Origin of the sequence: Desulfosarcina variabilis str. Montpellier, from assembly GCF_048565275.1 — a bacterium.
Lineage (GTDB): Bacteria > Desulfobacterota > Desulfobacteria > Desulfobacterales > Desulfosarcinaceae > Desulfosarcina > Desulfosarcina variabilis.
Map to the genome: position 1 here is coordinate 911,985 of NZ_CP159846.1, position 19,526 is coordinate 931,510.

General features: G+C 51.1%; 20 protein-coding genes and 1 tRNA gene. 13 read left to right on the plus strand and 8 right to left on the minus strand.

The genetic code is table 11. From position 1 onward, the window contains the following. Positions 1-121 precede the first annotated feature (121 nt). A complete protein-coding gene (locus Dvar_RS03950) occupies positions 122-574 on the plus strand; it encodes a YaiI/YqxD family protein (protein ID WP_419660430.1) in 453 nt (150 codons plus the stop codon). Between the two features lie 56 nt (positions 575-630). Here the strand turns inward: Dvar_RS03950 and Dvar_RS03955 are convergent. Then, positions 631-717, minus strand: a tRNA-Leu gene (locus Dvar_RS03955). A 100-nt stretch (positions 718-817) separates the two neighbouring features. Then, on the minus strand, positions 818-1,480 hold the full coding sequence (trmB, locus tag Dvar_RS03960; protein WP_419660431.1) for a tRNA (guanosine(46)-N7)-methyltransferase TrmB: 663 nt from the start codon (positions 1,478-1,480) through the stop codon (positions 818-820). A 136-nt stretch (positions 1,481-1,616) separates the two neighbouring features. Between trmB and Dvar_RS03965 the strand changes: the two genes are divergently transcribed. Both Dvar_RS03965 and Dvar_RS03970 read left to right on the plus strand, forming a co-directional pair. After that, positions 1,617-1,844 (plus strand): hypothetical protein, encoded by a 228-nt coding sequence (locus tag Dvar_RS03965; RefSeq protein ID WP_419660432.1) that lies wholly within the window; start codon positions 1,617-1,619, stop codon positions 1,842-1,844. Beyond that, the gene (locus Dvar_RS03970; protein WP_419660433.1) at positions 1,841-2,278 is read left to right on the plus strand and encodes a DnaJ domain-containing protein; all 438 of its coding nucleotides are present in this window, start codon (positions 1,841-1,843) and stop codon (positions 2,276-2,278) included. The genes Dvar_RS03965 and Dvar_RS03970 overlap by 4 nt, the downstream gene beginning before the upstream one ends. Positions 2,279-2,409: 131 nt before the next feature. On the opposite strand, the gene Dvar_RS03975 is transcribed toward Dvar_RS03970, so the two are convergent. Then, positions 2,410-3,228, minus strand: coding sequence for a cytidylate kinase family protein (locus tag Dvar_RS03975; RefSeq protein ID WP_419660434.1), 819 nt, complete (start codon positions 3,226-3,228; stop codon positions 2,410-2,412). Between the two features lie 493 nt (positions 3,229-3,721). Between Dvar_RS03975 and Dvar_RS03980 the strand changes: the two genes are divergently transcribed. Continuing rightward, the gene (locus tag Dvar_RS03980; protein ID WP_419660435.1) at positions 3,722-4,957 is read left to right on the plus strand and encodes a glycosyltransferase; all 1,236 of its coding nucleotides are present in this window, start codon (positions 3,722-3,724) and stop codon (positions 4,955-4,957) included. Between the two features lie 31 nt (positions 4,958-4,988). Beyond that, positions 4,989-5,762, plus strand: coding sequence for an amidohydrolase family protein (locus tag Dvar_RS03985; RefSeq protein WP_419660436.1), 774 nt, complete (start codon positions 4,989-4,991; stop codon positions 5,760-5,762). Positions 5,763-5,796: 34 nt separating this feature from the next. Here the strand turns inward: Dvar_RS03985 and Dvar_RS03990 are convergent, their stop codons facing one another. Further along, entirely contained in the window at positions 5,797-6,735 is a 939-nt protein-coding gene (locus Dvar_RS03990; RefSeq protein WP_419660437.1) for a hydroxymethylglutaryl-CoA lyase, read from the minus strand. Between the two features lie 172 nt (positions 6,736-6,907). Between Dvar_RS03990 and Dvar_RS03995 the strand changes: the two genes are divergently transcribed. The 6 genes from Dvar_RS03995 (at position 6,908) to Dvar_RS04020 (ending at position 12,803) form a co-directional block, all read left to right on the plus strand. Continuing rightward, positions 6,908-8,182, plus strand: a complete 1,275-nt coding sequence (locus Dvar_RS03995) for a B12-binding domain-containing radical SAM protein (RefSeq protein WP_419660438.1) — start codon at positions 6,908-6,910, stop codon at positions 8,180-8,182. Positions 8,183-8,186: 4 nt separating this feature from the next. Next, positions 8,187-8,744: a hypothetical protein gene (locus Dvar_RS04000; RefSeq protein ID WP_419660439.1), complete on the plus strand. Its 558-nt coding sequence runs from the start codon at positions 8,187-8,189 to the stop codon at positions 8,742-8,744. Between the two features lie 27 nt (positions 8,745-8,771). Then, entirely contained in the window at positions 8,772-9,554 is a 783-nt protein-coding gene (locus tag Dvar_RS04005) for a hypothetical protein (RefSeq protein ID WP_419660440.1), read from the plus strand. Between the two features lie 236 nt (positions 9,555-9,790). Beyond that, on the plus strand, positions 9,791-10,258 hold the full coding sequence (locus Dvar_RS04010) for a hypothetical protein (RefSeq protein ID WP_419660441.1): 468 nt from the start codon (positions 9,791-9,793) through the stop codon (positions 10,256-10,258). Further along, on the plus strand, positions 10,149-11,108 hold the full coding sequence (locus tag Dvar_RS04015) for a vWA domain-containing protein (RefSeq protein ID WP_419660442.1): 960 nt from the start codon (positions 10,149-10,151) through the stop codon (positions 11,106-11,108). The genes Dvar_RS04010 and Dvar_RS04015 overlap by 110 nt, the downstream gene beginning before the upstream one ends. Before the next feature lie 141 nt (positions 11,109-11,249). Next, positions 11,250-12,803, plus strand: a complete 1,554-nt coding sequence (locus Dvar_RS04020) for an Ig-like domain-containing protein (RefSeq protein WP_419660443.1) — start codon at positions 11,250-11,252, stop codon at positions 12,801-12,803. A 264-nt stretch (positions 12,804-13,067) separates the two neighbouring features. On the opposite strand, the gene Dvar_RS04025 is transcribed toward Dvar_RS04020, so the two are convergent. After that, positions 13,068-13,601, minus strand: coding sequence for a DUF3060 domain-containing protein (locus tag Dvar_RS04025; RefSeq protein ID WP_419660444.1), 534 nt, complete (start codon positions 13,599-13,601; stop codon positions 13,068-13,070). A 919-nt stretch (positions 13,602-14,520) separates the two neighbouring features. On the opposite strand from Dvar_RS04025, the gene Dvar_RS04030 reads away from it, so the two are divergent. Next, the gene (locus tag Dvar_RS04030; protein ID WP_419660445.1) at positions 14,521-14,841 is read left to right on the plus strand and encodes a hypothetical protein; all 321 of its coding nucleotides are present in this window, start codon (positions 14,521-14,523) and stop codon (positions 14,839-14,841) included. Positions 14,842-15,011: 170 nt separating this feature from the next. On the opposite strand, the gene Dvar_RS04035 is transcribed toward Dvar_RS04030, so the two are convergent. Further along, positions 15,012-15,386, minus strand: coding sequence for a hypothetical protein (locus tag Dvar_RS04035; RefSeq protein ID WP_419660446.1), 375 nt, complete (start codon positions 15,384-15,386; stop codon positions 15,012-15,014). 395 nt (positions 15,387-15,781) lie between these two features. Between Dvar_RS04035 and Dvar_RS04040 the strand changes: the two genes are divergently transcribed. Further along, positions 15,782-16,618 carry an NlpC/P60 family protein gene (locus tag Dvar_RS04040; protein ID WP_419660447.1) on the plus strand — a complete coding sequence of 279 codons (837 nt, stop codon included), beginning with the start codon at positions 15,782-15,784 and terminating at the stop codon, positions 16,616-16,618. Between the two features lie 433 nt (positions 16,619-17,051). Here Dvar_RS04040 and Dvar_RS04045 read toward each other — a convergent pair whose 3' ends face one another. Continuing rightward, on the minus strand, positions 17,052-17,186 hold the full coding sequence (locus Dvar_RS04045) for a hypothetical protein (protein WP_419660448.1): 135 nt from the start codon (positions 17,184-17,186) through the stop codon (positions 17,052-17,054). A gap of 270 nt (positions 17,187-17,456) precedes the next feature. After that, the gene (locus tag Dvar_RS04050; protein WP_419660449.1) at positions 17,457-18,728 is read right to left on the minus strand and encodes a type IV pilus twitching motility protein PilT; all 1,272 of its coding nucleotides are present in this window, start codon (positions 18,726-18,728) and stop codon (positions 17,457-17,459) included. Positions 18,729-19,526: the final 798 nt, after the last annotated feature.

Here is a 19,526-nt window from a genome sequence, read left to right on the forward strand (position 1 = left end):
TGGAGAGCAATAAGCGCGCCCACGCCGAGCATGGGAGCGAGGCGGAGCCACCTCAGTCTTTCGACAAATTAGATGATTTCGTACCTCATTGTAATTGTTCTCTGATGGAGATTGAATTGGTATGCTACATATTTTTGTTGACGCCGACGCATGTCCGGTAAAAAACGAGGTCTATCGCGTTGCCGGGCGATATGGGCTGAAGGTCACCCTGGTGGCGAACAATTGGATGCGGACGCCCAAAGATTCGCGGATTACTCTCCAGGTTGTGAAAGACGACTTTGACGCGGCCGACGATTGGATCGTGGAACAGGTGCAGGCCCATGATATTGTTGTCACCGCCGACATCCTGCTTGCCGGCCGATGCCTGGAAAAAGGGGCGCTGGTGTTGGGGACAACGGGCAAGCCGTTTACTGAGGACAATATCGGTGACGCCATTGCGGTTCGGGACCTTCTGGCCAATCTTCGTGGCCCCGGTGAACAAACCGGTGGCCCGGCGCCCATGACCCAGCGGGATCGATCCCGTTTCTTGCAGAAGCTTGATGACATGATCCAGTCCGTTCGACGGCATGGATAAGCAGGCAAACTAAAAAAGGCCGCAACCTTTCAAGGTTGCAGCCTTTTATTTTTATATGGTGCCGAAGGGGAGACTCGAACTCCCACTGGGGAACCCCAACTAGACCCTGAACCTAGCGCGTCTACCAATTCCGCCACTTCGGCACGTTTCAGATTGATTTCAAAACAAAGAGGCACTGAGTATAGCTTTTTTGTTTTGGTGTCAAGGTAAAGATTCCTATGGCCCAAATAAAATCTCATCGTTTTATCCGTTCAGTTCAAATGCCACATATTTAATCGTCTCTCCTTGTGAGCGCGCAGCCTGCTCAAAGGCGGACGCCACCTCCCTGGCGCCGATGCGGCCATTATCCGTTGCATGGAGATTGTCCAACGCCACCACCACACGTCCCCCCCAACGATCAACCGATTCACACGTGTAATCGAAAAGCAGGTTGCTGTCCGTTTTCAGGTGCACTTTGCCCCCGGGCGCCAGTAACCGGGCGTAGGTATAAAGAAATCCGGGGGCGGACAGCCGCAGGTGGCGGGTGCGAAGCTTCGGGTGCGGGTCGGGAAAGGTCAACCAGATTTCGTCAATGGACTGTTTGGTGAAAAACGCTTCAATCATTTCAATGCGGGCCCGAAGAAATTGCACATTTTCGATCCCCATGGCAATGGCTGTTTCAGCACCGACGCAAATCCGGTGGCTCTTGCGATCGACACCCACGCAAAGGGTGTCCGGGCTGGCGGCAGCGAATGCAAGGCTGTGTTCGCCTTTGCCGCAACCCAGCTCCAGTACCCGCCTCATCCCATCATAACGGCGTTCGAGCCAGGGAAACGCGTCGGAGGATGGATTAAAATTGCGCTCTGTGATGGTCACATTGGGCAGACTTTTAACACGCTGGTATTTTTCACGTTTATTTTTAGGCATTGAATTGTTGCATTCCTGATAAAGGGTCACTCCACGATCGTTGACGGTGCGATGATGCAATCGGGATGGGAAAATACTAAAAATCCATGGACAATGAAACCGTCAAAATGTAGTGGGGGAGGAGGGAGATAAATCTATGAACAATCACACGGTCAAAACGTGCCCAAAATGCGGCCAGAAGCTACGCATTCCCAATAATCTTGGTGGGATGCTGATGGCCTGCCCCTCATGCGGTCAAAAAATGTATTCCGACTTCAGGTTCAATCATTCCGGCAACCGGGATCGCCGGAATGTACTCGCAACCATTTTCGAGATGCCGGATACGCTTTTAAGCCGCATCAGGCGATTTTTTACATCCAAATGAATAACGTTATCATCATTTTGATCATTATCGGGGCGCTGCTGTATCTTGTTTTTCCCCGCGATCTGATTCCGGATTTCTTGATCGGGTGGGGATGGATCGACGATCTGGCAGTGTTGTACGTGCTCTGGCGCTATTATCGTCGTATTAAGCTACTGCAACAGACGGGGAATCGGTCTGACCGACCACACAGCAAGACTGCCGGAGATGAACAATCCCGTGCCGCCGATTCTGAAACGCGGTCCCCGAAAGACCCCTATACAATCCTGGGGATCACGCCCGGTGCCACGCAAGAAGAAATCAAAGCGGCTTACCGCCGACTTGCCGGCCAGTATCACCCGGACAAGGTGCAGCACCTGGGCAAGGAATTCCAGGAACTGGCCGAAAAGCGTTTTAAAGAAATTCAGCAGGCGTATGACGATCTCATTTTCAAGTGAGACATCCGGGCTGCGGCCTGACCGTGTTCAATTGACATTGGGGGGGCTTGACACCGTCGGTAACCAATTGGGATTTGTGCTCAAATTCAGTTGTCCGGATAGGGTGCGCAAGTCTAACTTGCCATTATTGATCAGCCAGCAGTGGCCTTTACGACTACAATTTCGTTTTTTACCCCCCGTACGCCATCTATTTCTGAAATTACCATTCCACAATTGCTTTTGAGTGTTTCTGAATCGCATGTCCCGCCTAAGGTGACAACGCCTTTGTCGACATGGGTTACCACGATATAGCTATTGCTTCCCCGCTGCAATTCCATCAGGACTGCTTCCGTCTGGTATTGCAGGGAAAGGGCTGCGAGCTTGCCGGATCGTTCGCCGGGAACGTTTTTGAATTCCTCAAAAGCGACGGCATGCATGATCATCTGTGCCGCCGAGGCAATGGATAAGGTGGTGGTGTTGATGATAAAGTCATAATAGTCCGGATCATTCCAATCCGCATGGAAAAAGGACTGGATGTACCCTGAGGAGTCCCGATCCTTATGCCTGAGCATTTTTTCACCGTTTTTCTCATTATCTCCGTCGCGTTCCATCAGCCGCTTCAACCGAATATCGAAGGGGGCAACGATTCTCAGATGCAGCACTCCTTTAAAATGCTGTAGCAGGATCTGAGCGCCTCTGCCGAGAATGAGCGTATTGTCCGCTGCGGCAAAACCGTAGATTACGGCCTTCATCATGCATGAAAACTTTTCGTGCTCGATAGCCAGCAAATCCCAGATGGACGGCTTTTTTTCATCAAACCGCTCTATTTGATTGGCTGGAAGGCCTAACCCTGCAAGCGCATTGCCAATCTTTTGCTTGTCAATGAAGTTGTACCCCAGGTCATCGGCTACCTTTTTCGCGATTTCATCACCAAAGCTGTAGCATTGCCTTGAAACCGTTATGATTGCCATCGCCGCCTCCTTTTTTCCTGATTTCGTTGTACCGGCATGACCGGTGAATCTGTAAAGACAGCGCGATACTGATATTGATGAGAGAGAAGATAATATACCAAGCACTAAAGAATTGAAGTGTTTATGTATTTTGAAGCTTATCCGGTTTTGATTTGTTTCGTCAAATAAAAACAGGCGAATTGTCAATTGGTAGTAACCCAGTCGGTTGTTACGGCCTGGACCTGTTTCCGGTGCCGGCAATTTTTTGCAAACCGAGTCCTGAACCACCACCTGGATGAATAAGCTTTCATTAAATGGTTGACATTCACCAAAGGAGTGACAAAAATGTATAGTGATGGGAAAAACAAACTTTCCATCTTTTATCCTCCTCCTTGAAGTCGGGGCCTACCCAATGGGTCCCGGCTTCACTTCATTGGAATGATCCGCAAAATAGATCAGTCGTTGACTTGTAAAATTGTTTTCAAAGCATCTCATTTTCGATAAAAGGGGCTGAATGAAAATCGTATTGATGACCTGTGGCTCCAGGGGTGATGTGCAACCCATGATCGCCCTGACGTTGGCAATAAAGGCTGCTGGACATGATGCCCTGCTGGCCGGACCGCCCGAGAAAGCGACATGGGCCGATCACCTGGGATGCCCCTATGTCCCGCTGGGCAGTGATCTGACCGCTTTTACCGACACCCTGGACGGCGTTCAGGCGCCGCTTGATGTGCTGCGCCTTAACCGGCAGTTCCGCGGGGAGGTGAACGCGCAGTTCAAAACCATACCGGAGATCATTGGCGGTGCGGACCTGGTGGTCGGCTCATCCGCGATCTTCGCCCTTTCCAGTATTGCTGAACATAAAAAGATAACTTACCGTTACATTGCTTTCACGCCGCAGTTACTGCCATCGGCGCATCATCCCCACCCGGCTTTCAGGCGGCAGGGCATGCCCGCATGGTGGAACCGCGCCGGCTGGCATCTGGTGAGGGTTCTGGATCGGTTCAATTTCGGCGCGCTGGTAAACGTCCATCGTCGCCGTTTGGGACTGGCACCGTTGAAAAATTTTCAGCGTCACATCCTTGGGCCATCCGTGATCGTGGCTTCGGACCAATCCATTGCCCCCATTGCCCCAGATGTCACCCAATCTGCTGTTCAAACGGGGTATTTGCATTTAACCCAACCCAAAAAAACATTGCCGGCCCTCGACCAGTTCCTGGCTGGCGGTCCCTCGCCGGTGTATTGCGGATTCGGCAGTATGCCAATAAAGGATCAGGTCCGTCTGGTGCCGAGCATCGTCAAGGCGATCAGGCGGGCCGGCCAACGGATGGTTCTGGCCCGGTTCTGGGATGATCCCTTACCCGTGGACGCTGCAGACGATCTGTTTTATATCCGAAAATATCCCCATCTGGATCTTTTCCCCCGCATGGCCGCGATCATCCACCATGGCGGGGCCGGGACAACGGCCACGGCCGCCGTCAGCGGCGTGCCCCAGATTATCGTGCCCCATACGCTGGATCAGTTCTTTTGGGGATACCGGATTTGGAAAGCGGGAGTGGGGCCCAAGCCGATCCCGCGTTCCCACCTGACGTCCAACCGGCTGGCCGCTGCCGTGGACCGCTGCCTGAAAACGCCACGCTACCGGCAGCACGCTGGGCGGATTGCTTTGGCAATCCAGCGCCAGGACAGCCTGTCCGAGGCGGTGGATGCCCTGGTCAATGGCCTATGGATCGGGACGAGACGGCGATGATAACCGCTTAATGCCCATAAGAGAGATTAATATGGAAAAACCATCCCAATCGGTTATCGATGCCCATGCCCATTGCGGCGTCATCGATCGCAGCTGGCCCCAGTCTTTTGCGGACTATGCGCGGCAGGCCGCCGGCACGGATATTAAGGGCGTGGCCGTATTCTCGCCGGTGATGGAAATCTACGACCGCCATGACTACGCCTTCGTCGATACGCCGGCCTGGCAACAGCGCCGCAGGGAGAGCAACGCCCACCTGCTTTCCCTGGCGTCTGAGCCAATGACGATTTATCCCTATTTTTTCATCTGGAACGATTTTGCCGTGGACCAGCTTACAAGTGCCCACTGCGGGATCAAGTGGCACCGCCATCATGGTGAGCCGGTCTATGCTTATGATGATCCCCGGTGCCGCTTGGCCCTGGATGAGATTCGGCGCCGTCGGTTGCCGGTGGTGCTGGAAGAGGAACTTGAGAACACGATTCGTTTTATCCGTGATCTGGCGGTAGGCATTACAGTGATCATTCCGCATCTGGGACTGCTCAACGGTGGCTTCCAGCTTATTGCCGCAGCCGGCCTGTGGAACCAGGAGAACGTGTGGGCCGATACAGCCCTGGCCGACCGGGAAGAAATTCAGGAATATATCCGATCCTACGGCCACCACCGACTGATGTTCGGCTCGGATTTTCCCTTTGGTGATCCATATGCGGAACTGGATAAAATCCGTCGCCTGAACCTGGTCCCGGCGGTGGAGGCGGCGGTGTTGGGCGGGAATTTTATCCGTTTGCAGGCCCGGGTGCATCGCCTTTAGTCTGTGCCCATCCAGTTTCTGGATGGACACCAGTTTAATTGCCAGCCTGATAGCGCTTGCAGCAGACCTTGCCGGTGGAGAACTGGCAGGCAGCGCAGGCCGGAGACCCGTCCGCGGGCAGGGTGCGGCGATCATCGACTCGAAAGGGACGTAAAATATCAAAGGCCTCGGCCAGCCGCTGCCGGTCAACACCGGTGGCGATACCCTGTTTTTCCAGGGCGGCCACCACATCGTCGGTGGCCACATTACCGCTGGCGCCCGGGGCGTAGGGGCAACCGCCCAGGCCGCCCACACTGGCGTCAATGGTTCGGATACCGGCCGACCAGGCAGCCAGAACATTGTCCACGCCCCGGCCGTAGGTGTCGTGAAAGTGCCCTGCAATGCGCGATACCGGCAGGCGGCCTGCGAGCAGATCCAGAAGGCGCTTGACTTCATCCGGGGTGGCTTTGCCGATGGTGTCTGAAATAGCCACTTCGTCAATGCCGATGTCCACCAGACGGTCCACCACGTCAAGCACGGCCTGTGGTTCAATCTTGCCTTCAAACGCGCACCAGAAGGCGGTGGACACGTAGCCACGTACGGGCAGGCCGGCATCGCGGGCCTGCGCTACCACTGGTTGGAAACGCCGGATGGATCCTTCAATGGTGGTGTTGATATTTTTGCGGTTGAAGGTTTCGCTGGCGGCCGTGAATACCGACACCTTGTCTACCCGTGCGGCCAGGGCCTGCTCCAGCCCTTGCCGGTTGGGCACCAGGACCGAGTAGACCACACCCGGTTGGCGGGTGATACCCGCTAGTACCTCGGTAGCGTCGCTCAGTTGGGGTACCCAACGCGGCGACACAAAGGCGCTTACCTCAATTTCTCCCACACCGCTTACGGAAAGGGCATTGATGAAGGTAATCTTAGCTGCCGTGGGAATCGGTGCGGTTTCATTTTGCAGCCCATCGCGTGGGCCGACCTCAACGATTTGCATGGGAATTGACCTTTGCCTTTTTGTAGCCGGTAAATGGTTTTTCATGGTTATTTTTCGGGCCGTTCAAAGATTCGGCTTTTTACGTGTCCACTATTTCATTACTATATAGCAGTGGGGGTGAATTGTCAGGCTTCCCGCAGCATAAACTTACAAACCATCATGAAAGATACCGATGCGTGTCCTGCTGATTTCAGCCAACACAGAAAAAATCAATATGCCCACCCTGCCCATGGGACTGGGTAGCGTGGCAACGGCCTTGGTTGAGGCCGGCCATACGGTTCGGTTTCTCGACCTGATGGGCAAGGCGGACTGGCAGGTCCTGCTCCGCAGGACCCTGGACGAGGCGGCACCCGGAGTCATCGGTATTTCCATCCGCAATATAGATGATCAGGCCAGTGCCTCGCCCCGCTTTTTGCTGGAACCGGTCCGAGCGGTCGTGGGATGTTGCCGAACCCATACCCAGGTGCCCATTGTGCTGGGGGGCGCCGGCTACAGCATTTTTCCCCAGGCGGTGTTGGACTACACCGGTGCGGACATGGGCATCCAGGGGGATGGTGAAGCCGCGGCGGTCATGCTGCTTAAGCGGCTTGAACGATCGACCCCGTCCATGGATGTGCCCGGTCTGGTCATTCGGGACAAGGGACCCCAGGCTCCGCCGGAAGGGGTGCGTGATCTGGACCGGTTTGCGTTTCCCGGACCGCAGTGGTTCGATCCCCGGTTTGCCCGCAATCCGGACTACTATCTGCCCATCCAGACCCGGCGCGGCTGCCCGCTGAATTGCAGCTACTGCTCGACGTCAACCATTGAGGGACGCCTGATCCGCAAACGCTCGCCGGCAGCGGTTATCGAAACCCTCCGTCGCTGGTGCAGAGCGGGATATTCCCGCGTATATTTCGTTGACAATGTTTTCAACCTGCCCACACGATATGCTCAAGACCTGTGCCAGAGCATCGCAAAGGCGCACCTGGACATCCGTTGGCGGGCGATCCTCTATCCCGGCCGTGTGACCGCAAGCCTGGTCCGGTCCATGGCACGGGCCGGCTGCCAGGACATTTCCCTGGGATTTGAAAGTGGATCGGCGCCGATCCTGCGCCGCATGAACAAACGTTTCTCATTGGATGATATCCGCAAGGTGAATCGATGGCTGACCGATGCCGGCATCCATCGCATGGGTTTCTTATTGCTGGGGGGACCGGGGGAGACGCGCCAGACGGTGCTGGAGAGCCTGGAATTTGCCGATCGGCTGAAACTGGATGCCCTCAAGGTGACGATCGGTCTGCGGATTTATCCTTATACGCAATTGGCTCGCATTGCTGCGCACGAAGGCGTTATTCAGCCTGATAATGACCTGCTCCGCCCCGCCTTTTATATTGCCCGAGGGCTTGAGGGGTGGCTGCGCGAAACCGTCAGTGCATGGGCGGCCCAACGGCCCCATTGGATGATGTAAGCAATTGAAGAACGATTCATACCGTGATTCCGAACCCGCCGCATCGCCCGGCGAATTGTGCACGTGGCGGGAATCCAACTGCGCCCTGGCCCAGCTTTTGGCCAGACATCGACATGCACTTAAAGGGGCTATCGCCACGGCCGAGACAATCGGTCGCAGTATCGATGAACTGACGCCCCTGATGGTTGCTCTGTGTCGGCGAACCTGCCGGTTCTGTCCAGAGCCCTGCTGCATCACCAACACGGTTTGGTTCGATTTTCAGGATTTGTTGTTTTTTCACCTCACGGGTGCACCCATCCCCGATTGTCAGGCTGTTTCAGAGCCAAAAGAGGCCTGTCCGTTTCTGGGCCACCACGGGTGCAGCCAGCCCCCCCGCAATCGACCATGGATGTGTATCCAGTATCTGTGTCCGGCCCAGCGTACAATCCTTGAGCGGCAGCAGCGGACCGTATGGATCGGTCTTATGGATAAAATTGAATTCATTAAACGCCAGCGGCGCCTGATGGAAACGGATATTACCCGTTGCATCAAAAGCACTCACCGGATAAAAGCCAAACGGTAAGAAATCAGAAAATCCGAAGGAGATAACATGGCCGCTTTTTCCCGCTATATCGGAATCGACTACTCGGGTGCCGAAACCCCCGAGGCCAGCCTCAAGGGCCTGCGGGTCTATATGGCTGACCGGCAGACATTACCTGTCGAAATCGAACCGCCGCCCAGCCCGCGCAAGTACTGGACAAGGCGCGGGCTCGCCGATTGGCTGGTTGATCAGCTCGGTCAGGACCCGCCGACCCTGGTGGGCATTGATCACGGCTTTTCTTTCCCCTTACGCTATTTCGAGGTTCACCATCTACCACCCGACTGGCCGGCCTTTCTTGAAGATTTTCATCAGCATTGGCCCACCGATGAAGACAGCACGTATGTTGATTTTGTTCGTGATAGCGTCTGTGGTGACGGGGCGTCGCGAATGGGAAACGCGCGCTGGCGCCGGCTTTGCGAAGAACGCACGGGAAAGGCCAAATCGGTGTTTCACTTTGACGTGCCCGGGTCGGTGGCCAAATCCACCCATGCCGGACTGCCCTGGCTGCGCTTCATACGCCGCAATCTGGGCATGCAGGTTCATTTCTGGCCCTTTGACGGGTGGGCAATTCCTTCCGGGCGGTCGGCGGTGGCTGAGGTCTATCCATCCCTGTGGAGCCGGGATTATCCCCGTGAGGGTCGCACCGCGGATCAGCATGATGCCTATTGTGTTGCCGCCTGGCTGCGCCAAACCGACCAGGCGGGGGGGCTGGACGAATTCCTCCATCCGCCCCTGACCCCGCCCATGCAAACCGTGGCCCGGGTTGAAGGATGGATTCTTGGTGTCCTTTAGTGGTAGGCTTGACCCCTCAGTGAACCGCCAATCCACCGGTATTGCCGTGTTGGTGCATTTTGCCTAAATTATAGTCATTAAAATTAGGTAAATTACCAAATCAATCCAAGGAACGAAAAACGCATATTTTTCACTTATTCGCTTTTTGCATCGATTTCCGGTATAAAAAACAGTTTTCTCTCTCGTAATAATCATAAAGTAATAATTCTTGCAGAGAAAAAAGTGAGGAAAACGCGATGGAAGAGCATGTGAATGGTGTGCCGCAGGCTGAAAGTGAAACGTCGAAGTCGAAAACTCAAACCGGCGGGCAGGCATCGCTTCTGAAAATACCGGGAACCGATAAAGAAATTGACATTGGAACAATTAAACCATTCACCATCCACTGGTCGTTGATTATACTCGGTTACCTTCTTGCGCTGCTGGCCTTCACCCCGCTTGTAAAGGCAGCCATTGAGGCTTTCGACAATGCATCCTACATGAAATGGGTGACATTGGGAATCACCGTTATCGCGTTTATACTCTCTGTATTTCTTGTTTATAGAATTTGTTTTTCAGCGGAAAGCCGCGCCTATGGTGGCCAGGGGGTTCCTTGGGTTGGCCATTGTTCTCTTTCTTGTCGAAGCCACCGGTTTTACCGCCATGTACAGAAATCGTGTACCCAACCTTTTCTCTTGCTTCTTCACTCAAGAGCTGGGCCTCGGTGAAGCCCAAACGACATTCACCGATCCATCCGGCCATTCGTTGACCACGCGAATCACTACAAAACAATTTAACGCCCAAAAAAGCAGCGAGACGGCGAGTTTCTATACCATGGCGCTGCCTTATATCCCGCCGTCAACGGACAAGAATGACAGCGATAAAAAGATCGATCGTTCATATCGGCTCAATCTTTCCGTCAAGGACGATCAGGGCAAGGACGTCCTGTTTCTCTCACCCACCGACTTTGACCTGTTTCAAAACGGCGTCCAACAGGAAAATTACACACTGGATTTTGAAATCGGCGGTGTCAAAACCGGTCAGAACGTGATTTTGATTCTGGATCACAGCATTTCCAAGGGACCGGTGATGGATCAACTCAAACTGGCGGCCAAGGCCTTCATCGACTTGAAAAGCCATCGGGACAAGATTTTATTGATTCCCTTTGGTAGCAGCCCCGAGCCACAACCGGTATCGAGCGACAAACAGGTGCTCAAAGATCAAATCGATACCATGCCCAATGGTGGCGGCACCAATCTGCTGACATCGATCCTTGAGGGTTTCCGGCTCAGCGAGCAGTTGAAAGGGCCGACCACCATGGTTGTGATGACAGATGGCAAGGCCGGTGACAAAAGCAGGAAAAACATGGATGCATTGATGGATTGCCTGAAACGGCAGCAAATCCGGATCTATTCCGTGGGACTGGGAGAATCTCAAAAAATCGATGAGAATTTTCTGAAAAATATGGCCAAAGAAGGTGGGGGAAAATATTTTCAAACCGATGATGCCAGCCAGTTAAAACGCATTTACCAGAGCATTGGCGCCGAAATGCAATCCAAATACACATTGGCTTACTAGCCTCAAATACCGCCACCGGAGGTCAATATCACTGCGCCTGACGACGGCGGCCTGGTTATTTCTTCAACCCCTTTCACGGCCCAGGTCCCTAATCTCGAGCCGGCCGGCGTCGAGACACTGACGTTTTATGTGGATGAGACCGTGATTGCCGAACAACACACGTCAGACCCGCGCAGCTACTCGGTTCCCTTCGAACCCGCCCGCTTCGAACCAGGGCTTCACAGTCTCAAGGTCGTGGCCCGGGCCCAAAGCGGGCAACAGGCGCAGGACAGCATTGAAATCGATATTCAACCGGCAGTGGAATTGACCCTTGTCTCTCCAAGAGCCGAAGCCCGTGTCGGGGAAACAGCGGCCATCGAAGCTGATCTGATTATACGCAGTGATCATCCACCGGCCTCGGTCCGTTTTACCGTGGATGGTCAAGAGATCGGCACGGTGGCTGCAACGCCTTACGCCGTCAGCTGGGAGACTCGCTCTTTTTTTGCGGGGGAGCATGAAATTATGGCCCATAGCATATTGGCCGATGGCACCGCTGTGCAGGATACCCTCAGGGTTATGGTGGTCAAGGAAATGAGCATTGCTTTTGCTAATCCAGACAACTGGCAGGAGCTTGGCGGCAACGTACCGCTGGCGCTAACGATCTATAACGAAGATCCTGAAGATCCGGTCGCCCAGGTGTGTTACACCCTAAATGATCAAGCCCTGGGTCACGCGGGGCAGTACCCGTTTGATTATCAAATGGATGCCAGCGGCCTGGCGCCGGGAAACTATACGATCCGGGCTGAAGCCGAAACCAGGAGCGGAAAAGTCGCCCACGCCACGGTGCGCGGAACGGTGAGTACGGGCTATCTGGTGGTCGGCCGGCGGGGGGAAGACTCTGAGACCGCCGATACGAGCGCCAAGGCCAGGTTCTTCTTTGCCCCCCGTAATGTGGAAATCATCCTGGATGCGTCCAACAGCATGTGGGGCCAGCTTGCCGAAGGGTCCAAAATCGATATCGTCAAACAGGTGCTGGCCAACATTGTGCCCATGATTCCCTCGAAGACCCAGGTTGCCCTTCGGGTGTATGGCAGTGGGTCGCCGGTCAAGCGGGGGGACTGTAAGGACTCGCAGCTTCTGATGTCCCTTTCACCATTGAATCGTGAAAAACTGTTGAAACAGATCCGGTCCATCCTGCCCAAAGGTAAAACCCCCATTGCTTACAGCATCAACCAGGCACCAAAAGATCTGGCTGACGCCTACGGTGCCTGCGTCGTGCTACTGATTACCGATGGCATCGAAAGCTGCGACGGTGATCCGGTTGCAGCCGCCGCCATGCTGAAAAAAAATGGCATCAAAGTCCGACTGCATGTCATCGGTTACGATGTGGGCAGCGACGCCGACCGTGCCACGCTGACGAGTATCGCCCGAGCCGGCGGCGGGGCTTTTTTCACAGCATCCTCGGGCGCTGAGCTGGCAGATGCCATTGTGGAAGCCGCAACCATCGATTTCCGGGTTGTCGACAGCCGCAAAAAAACCGTATTGAAAAGCGTTGTGGGCAGTCAACAGCATCAATTGAAAATCGGAACCTATACGGTGATCATCGACCTGGATCCCCCGCAAGAATTATTATCCATCCAAGTCTCAAGGGATCGGACCACGAAAATCACGATGATACAAAACGGTGATGAAATCAGGTATGAGCTGATTGATTAGCGTTGCGGACGGATTTGCTATCTCAACCCTAGTGTTGCAACCGTGGGATCAAGACAGAAAATAGTATTATTAAGGGAAAGGTTCGTAGACCGTGTCTTGGATGCGGTGGGTAGGGAGAAGGTCTTTCCAAAATGGATGCACCTTCTCACTCGACCCACCCTCCATAGTCTCAACCAGTGGGCTTTCCCCACATGATTTTTTATAAGCGCTTTTGGGGCACTCTAAAAGCGCCGTTGTACTGAAAACGATTGCGAATCGGTTGCGCTACTTCTTTTTTGTAATCAGATTATTTGACCCGGTCGAAACAATGTCCGGTTTTTCTCCTCTGGACGCAACCGTCCACGTTACCCGGTTTCCGCTACCAAGGGCACTGATGGCACCGACCCGTTCTATTTTGGCATGGTTGTCTGCACCGATTATAATTAGTGTATCGCAGGTACCTTTAAAACGAACGGTATTGCCACTGCCATTGATACTTAGTTCGGTGCTTTCTCCCTGGCATGTGATGGTATTTTCACTTCCATTAATGACCACATTTTCGCCATTACAAGACAGATTAAAGGTCTTATCATTGTCGTTGATAACATGCTCTTTCTCAGCTGAACTTTTTGCCAACAGACCTGCAGCCCCACTGCCACCGGAAATAGCTTTGGTGCCTGGGACCGAAACGCCCCCATTGGCATCTACGTTAACACCGGGAGCGGCAACGGATCCATCTGTTTTGACTTGAACGCCCGGTAACCTGTCTGAATCATTAGCCGATACAGTTGAGCAAAAATAAAGGCAAACCAATAACATCCCTGTCCATCCTACACGACCTCTCCGCATCTTCAGCTCCTTTTTTAAGGTTGAAAAAATAGTGATGAGTAATTGCTCAAATGTTCTGGTGGTATCAGCTTGGGTAAGGGCTCGCGCAAAAATAACTTCACATTTTCAGCGCCCATCCATCCCGCTCAGCGGTGTTGCGAAAACACGGAATATGCCTGATATTCCTTTGTCTTCGCGCCTTGCTGAGCGGGCGCCTGAACACTGACAATTTGCGAATTTATTTTTGCGCGAACCCTAAATGAAACGGCCTAACTCTTAACCAAATAAAAAGCGATAGTCAATGTTGTCGTCCAAAATGTTTATGAAAATCATGCTGATAGAGGGTGGCTGAAAAATTTCCAAAATGACAGCACGATGGCGATGAGAGAATAATGATTTATAATTAAATCATAAGAATATGATCTATTTTGTAGTGGACTGCACCGGAGGTTGAAACCAAAAGTGATAACCAGATATGTCTCATAGAAGGTGGGCATGGCCATTGGCGATTTTTCTCAGTCTTTTTTATGCAGCGGTGGGGTACAAGGATGAGATGAACAGATAAAGCCGAGAGAAAAATAGAGAACTTTCTGAAAATTGCAGCGCTTCAATTGCTGGGGCGCCTGTACCCTGGCGGCACTATGCCCCCCCTTTTTTTTGCAACAGCCTTAAGGGTGACAGCGCCAAGGTGCCAAGGGCAAAGGCCTGTTTTTTATCGCAACTTGCCAAACGATCGAAAACGTGGCAAAATATTTCAAAAAATAATTCATATTTTTGCAGAAATAGCCCGCGCTACCCATATACCGCTCGACACTCACGCCTGTGCTCCTTGAAATTTTATGATTTTTACGCGCTTGCTTAATTTTAGTTCGCCAAAGATTTTTTCAACCCAAGAACCAAGGTGGATTAAATGTATGATCTATTTATTGAAAAAATAAAAGAAATCGATCATTTCCTGTCCAATATGCAGGAAAGCGATGACAAAAAGGTAATGATTGACAGGGTCAAGAATTTAAAAGCGGCAATGCACAATCTATTCGAGCAAGCCGATGATTTACAAGGTTTTTTAAAGGAGTTTTCCATAAAGGTATCCACTGAGGAAGACCGTAAATTCCTCAATGGGTCTATTGATATGTTGTATGATTTAAAAGTCCTTTCATCTGGACTGGTCGGCATGGAGCAGGTGCTGATGAGCTCTGGAATGTACAGGGGGCATGATAGCCAAATGTAATATTACGGAACATAAGCTCGAAAGAATAGGTCACTGTACAAAAGGCGCTATGTATGGGCATGCGTGTGAATGCCCCGCTGGACTACTCTTCCAACTTCTTCGTTCATTCCACCGCTCAAGGATCCACCACTTCGGCTCTACCGAATACATTTTTCAGAATCAGCGTAAGATTAGAAAAACGATGGGTTGGGGGGTGCTGGCCGAAGTATTTTAGTCGTGTCCGGGGGGCTTTTGAAATCTGCATTGACACCCCCATTTTTTCTTCTATAAATCAAGAAAAATCCAATCAAAACAATAGATAGCAGTTTTACGACTTGTATGTCTTTTCCAGCCTGCGTGTTGACACTTTGTAAATCATTTGTCTCTTGACCATTGGCATTCGGTGTGATTGTTGAATCAGAAGCTGGTACCGGCTGAGTGGATACTGTTGGGAAAGGCAGTTGAAATAAGCTTTGATCATCGAATTCAGCATTAAGCAAATAGTCGGATTGACAGGCTAATAGAAAAAAAAGAAATCCTATTATTCTGAGAAGATCGTTTTTCATGAGTTTCTCCTTGATATTTATCTTTACCAAGTCGGTAATACGAATGACACTGGCTGAATTAATCAATCAAACTATTTTTTATCACACCTCCAGTTTTCCAATGGCCGTTTGTAAATGCGTTTTGATTTACAAACTGTATAGCTAATGAAATAAGCATTTTGTATGCCAACATGTAAAAAGTCTGGTAACCTATGGCTATAAATGAATTTTGACGAAACGTGGAGCAGGGGATAATGCTATTCTGTGATAGTGACTATGTAGTAATTTACATAGTTGGATGTGGTAAAATGTGAAATAGACTGCTATCTGATCAATTAAGCGGATTTATGTTTTTGCTCCCAAAATATCTCTATTTCTGGTAAAAGTATACTTTTAAACGTGAATAAAAAGAGAGCTTGAATGATAAGGTTGTTTTTATGTTTGGTATTAGAGGCGGAAACAGATACTTGGTAATTTGCTGGCGTTCTTTTTTAATTGTGATCATAACCATCGTGATTACGGCCTGTGCAAAAGAGAGTACGATCTCCGGGAACACGCCAGCCCCGCAAAAAGATGATTTCCTCAACACTGTAATCCCTTCCATCCCGTTTACCATTCAGTCGGGAGCATTTCGAAGCTCACTACGCGCAGAACGCATGACCAATGGATTGCAGGAAAAAGGACTGGACGCCTATTTTTATGAGGATAAAAGCGGTTTCAGCAAGGTGCGCTTTGGACGCTTCAATTCAAGAGCAGACGCATATGAGCGTGCGCGTGCACTGAAAGCCGAAGGCGTCATCGACACCTTCTACATTCTCAAACCCTTCAAAAAGTCCAAACCAACGCATAAGCAGTCTCTCAAAGAATCTTATCGTAAAGGATTGGAAAAAAGGTTGGTTGAAACCGCTAAAGGGTTTATTGGAGTGCCATACCGCTGGGGAGGAACAACGGCCAAAAATGGTTTCGATTGCAGCGGATTGACCATGACGGTATATCGCTTGAACGGATTGGAACTGCCCCGTAAAGCCTCGTCCCAATATCGGACAGGAAAGCCTGTATCCAATCATGCGCTCAAACCAGCGGATTTGATTTTTTTTGCCACAAATGGAGATGATCAGATTTCCCATGTAGGAATTTATAGTGGTAAGGGCAAGTTCATCCATGCTCCCGGTCGTGGCAAGTATATTCGAAATGCTTCTTTGTCCAATGCTTATTTTAAAAAACACTATCGAGGGGCGAGAAGATATTTTTAATTGTCTTTTGCCTGCGCCCTCAGGTCGTGCTTGCTTTCCCCCCAGGTTGCAACGCTGGGGGGTTAGTTTTCATCTCCGATCTTTAGCATTTTTTACAATCAGACGATATCGAATTCCCGTGATCCAAGCACCGCCGTCTGTTATAGTGACAAGCTGATTTCATGCCATGTTGAATCGGATGTTGTAGGGTATCGTATGAATCGCCCGATCCGCCAGTCGCCGAAACCTGTTGGACCTGACCAGACTCATGCTCAACTTGTACAGCCATTGATAATAGATTGACGGCATCACATTCACAGTTCTAAGTTCAAAAAGTTCTGCTTCGGCCCAGTAATACAGATGTAACCTGTTCAATCGGTATGCTATGTTTCTTACTGGCAACAATATGGCTTTTTTTAGACGTTTCATAGTCCACCCCCCGGTGTGACAACAGCTATCCCGCTACATCGATTCCCATGTCACATCCTAAATGTTCATCTTTGTTTTCACAGTCGAAATTCTTTTCCCGGGTGTCAACGTGTCCTTCACTATCGTCTGTCCAGTAATCCTGAGTTTTATTTTCGGCCATGGTATCACCTCATTGGTTTTATCGTTGTGGTATTCCCTTTTTGCTTGAATAAAAGGTACAGCATCAAGAGAAAAGTGCAATGTGAGCCGGTTGAGCGTGTGGTGGTAGGTAGATACTATCAATATGGGATGCGTGTGGTAGTGTCCGGTCTGTGGTGACTGCGGGGACATCATTAACTGGCGAGGGACAATGAGGGATCTAAGGGGCACTGAATCCTATTATTTGTACATCCAGCTTAATCTGGCCCGCAGGCGCCACAACCAATGCTATTCATTTGTTCTTTTTCATATTCTTCAGCTCTTCCAGAATGTCTTCCGTGCTTTCGTCCCCGAGATCGCTAATCTCATAGTACGCTTTGGTCTCTTTGACAGGCGCTTGAGGATCAGGAAAAGAAATTTTCTTTATCGCCGGTGATGATGCAGGACGTTTCTGGATTTTTCGTGTCGGTGGGTTCGTCACCCGCACTCTATTTTCGGGCTTTAGCGTGCGCAGGAGCGCGGTCGGGTCGGCAGCGCCACCATCTACCGGAAGGTCTGGGTCATTTTTTTCCTGACCGGTGTACCAATCGGTCCGATTGTCCATCCATGTGCGATAACGGCCAAATGACCACATTCGCTCCTGGGCGCCGGTTTGAATGACATCACCCAATTTATGGTATTTGCCCTCTCTGACAACCGATTTGGCCGTTAAATTGCCCAATAGAATTTCGCATTCAGGCACCCGCAGATTTCGTTCAGGCATAAAAACGAGCCGCTGGCAGACAACGGCTTGCAGCGTATCGGCCAACTGCGCGCGGATGCTGTCCTGAATTTCAGCCGGAAAGGCGCAGACAATACGCTGCAATGCCTCGGCCACGGTTCCCGAGTGAACCGTGGCAAAAACCAGGTGACCCGTCTCTGCGGCACCTAACGTCTGATGCATCACATCAGGCTCCCGCATCTCACCCACCATCAGAACATCCGGATCCTCACGCAGGGCATCGATCAGCCCCTGATAAAAAGAGGGGGTGTCGCGCCCGACCTCGCGCTGCCGGATAAAGGCGCGCTGCATCCTAAAAAGATATTCAATGGGGCTTTCAATGGTGAGGATGTGCTTGGATTGTTTCTTGTTGATTTCCTGAATCAAGGCCGCCATGGTGGACGATTTGCCGCTTCCCGTGGGACCGCTGATTAAAACCAGGCCATGGGAGCATTCTGTAATCGCCATCAGATCCGGATGGAGATTCAATCTTTTCAACGTCGGCTCAACCGTTGAGAAAACGCGTATGGCCATACTCAAACCGCGAAACGTTTTAAAGATATTGATGCGACAGCGTATGCCGGCAATATTGGCGGACAGGTCAAAAGAGCCTTGATCCACAAACCGGGGCCACCCGGCCTCACCGATCAGCTTACGCCCGATGCTTTCTATCATGTTTGCATTTACAGGATCACCACGCCGAATCAACTCTCCACCAATACGCATCATCGGTGGCAAGCCGGCCTCCAGATGCAGGTCACTGGCTCCTGCGGCTCTGGCCGACTTGATCAACGCACCAAGCATTTCCTCTCCTTCCAGCAGTTGCAAAGCGATTTTGGTTAATTTATACGATTCCCGTTCCTATGTGTGCAGCACTATGCGTATAACGTCACCCGGGATGGTATTTCAAGGGGATTGCCGGGCAAATTGCACCTTTTTAGGATAAAGAGAAAAATTGTTCCATTGACAATGGCTGAGAATCCCCCAATTAGATCGGCAACCACGAAACCACAAATCTCCTGTTCGGCTGCTTCATTGTGTATGGTGGAGGTGTTTGCCTTGTTTTGATGCAATAAATTAATTGTAAAATGATATAAGGTGGTTATATCCCAACAGCATTCCTTTATGCTTCATTTTGATTCGATGCTTTCCTGCATTGTTCCGGTAAACCATTTTTGTGAAAAATACTAACCGTCATGAATGAATAGAAATAATTCTAATGGCATGTGGATTGCTTGTTAAGCTGCTAAGAGCAGTCATTCAACTTCTGGCATTCCATGCGACAGAGGTTACGGAGGTAAACAAAATGAAACGATTAACGAAAGCTGTACTGTTTCCGGTAAGGATTATCGCCTATCGTTTGAATCGTGTTCGTTTGTATTATTGGGCCGATCGAAAGTTGTATGAGTTGCATGCCGTGTGTGTCATGCCGTTTTGGTATTATCAATGGCTTTACCATGCATGTCTATGGGGAGTGAAGTTTCAAAATTTTAGATGCCTTGCCTACCGGGCGATCCATACGATTCCCTATCAGGTCCGGTTTCAAATCGCGTAAGGCAGGCATTAATCGTTTTGACATGATTCCATTCAATGGGTTCGAAC

What these genes read in the sequence shown, in the direction of transcription:
- Dvar_RS04010 (WP_419660441.1), top strand. Translation starts at nt 9,791, where the DNA reads ATGGAAGAGCATGTGAATGGTGTGCCGCAGGCTGAAAGTGAAACGTCG.
- Dvar_RS03950 (WP_419660430.1), top strand. Translation starts at nt 122, where the DNA reads ATGCTACATATTTTTGTTGACGCCGACGCATGTCCGGTAAAAAACGAG.
- Dvar_RS03985 (WP_419660436.1), top strand. Translation starts at nt 4,989, where the DNA reads ATGGAAAAACCATCCCAATCGGTTATCGATGCCCATGCCCATTGCGGC.
- Dvar_RS04045 (WP_419660448.1), bottom strand. Translation starts at nt 17,186, where the DNA reads ATGGCCGAAAATAAAACTCAGGATTACTGGACAGACGATAGTGAAGGA.
- Dvar_RS03990 (WP_419660437.1), bottom strand. Translation starts at nt 6,735, where the DNA reads ATGCAAATCGTTGAGGTCGGCCCACGCGATGGGCTGCAAAATGAAACC.
- Dvar_RS03970 (WP_419660433.1), top strand. Translation starts at nt 1,841, where the DNA reads ATGAATAACGTTATCATCATTTTGATCATTATCGGGGCGCTGCTGTAT.
- Dvar_RS04005 (WP_419660440.1), top strand. Translation starts at nt 8,772, where the DNA reads ATGGCCGCTTTTTCCCGCTATATCGGAATCGACTACTCGGGTGCCGAA.
- Dvar_RS03980 (WP_419660435.1), top strand. Translation starts at nt 3,722, where the DNA reads ATGAAAATCGTATTGATGACCTGTGGCTCCAGGGGTGATGTGCAACCC.
- Dvar_RS04050 (WP_419660449.1), bottom strand. Translation starts at nt 18,728, where the DNA reads ATGCTTGGTGCGTTGATCAAGTCGGCCAGAGCCGCAGGAGCCAGTGAC.
- Dvar_RS03965 (WP_419660432.1), top strand. Translation starts at nt 1,617, where the DNA reads ATGAACAATCACACGGTCAAAACGTGCCCAAAATGCGGCCAGAAGCTA.
- Dvar_RS03975 (WP_419660434.1), bottom strand. Translation starts at nt 3,228, where the DNA reads ATGGCAATCATAACGGTTTCAAGGCAATGCTACAGCTTTGGTGATGAA.
- Dvar_RS03995 (WP_419660438.1), top strand. Translation starts at nt 6,908, where the DNA reads ATGCGTGTCCTGCTGATTTCAGCCAACACAGAAAAAATCAATATGCCC.
- Dvar_RS04030 (WP_419660445.1), top strand. Translation starts at nt 14,521, where the DNA reads ATGTATGATCTATTTATTGAAAAAATAAAAGAAATCGATCATTTCCTG.
- Dvar_RS04025 (WP_419660444.1), bottom strand. Translation starts at nt 13,601, where the DNA reads ATGTTATTGGTTTGCCTTTATTTTTGCTCAACTGTATCGGCTAATGAT.
- Dvar_RS04035 (WP_419660446.1), bottom strand. Translation starts at nt 15,386, where the DNA reads ATGAAAAACGATCTTCTCAGAATAATAGGATTTCTTTTTTTTCTATTA.
- trmB (WP_419660431.1), bottom strand. Translation starts at nt 1,480, where the DNA reads ATGCCTAAAAATAAACGTGAAAAATACCAGCGTGTTAAAAGTCTGCCC.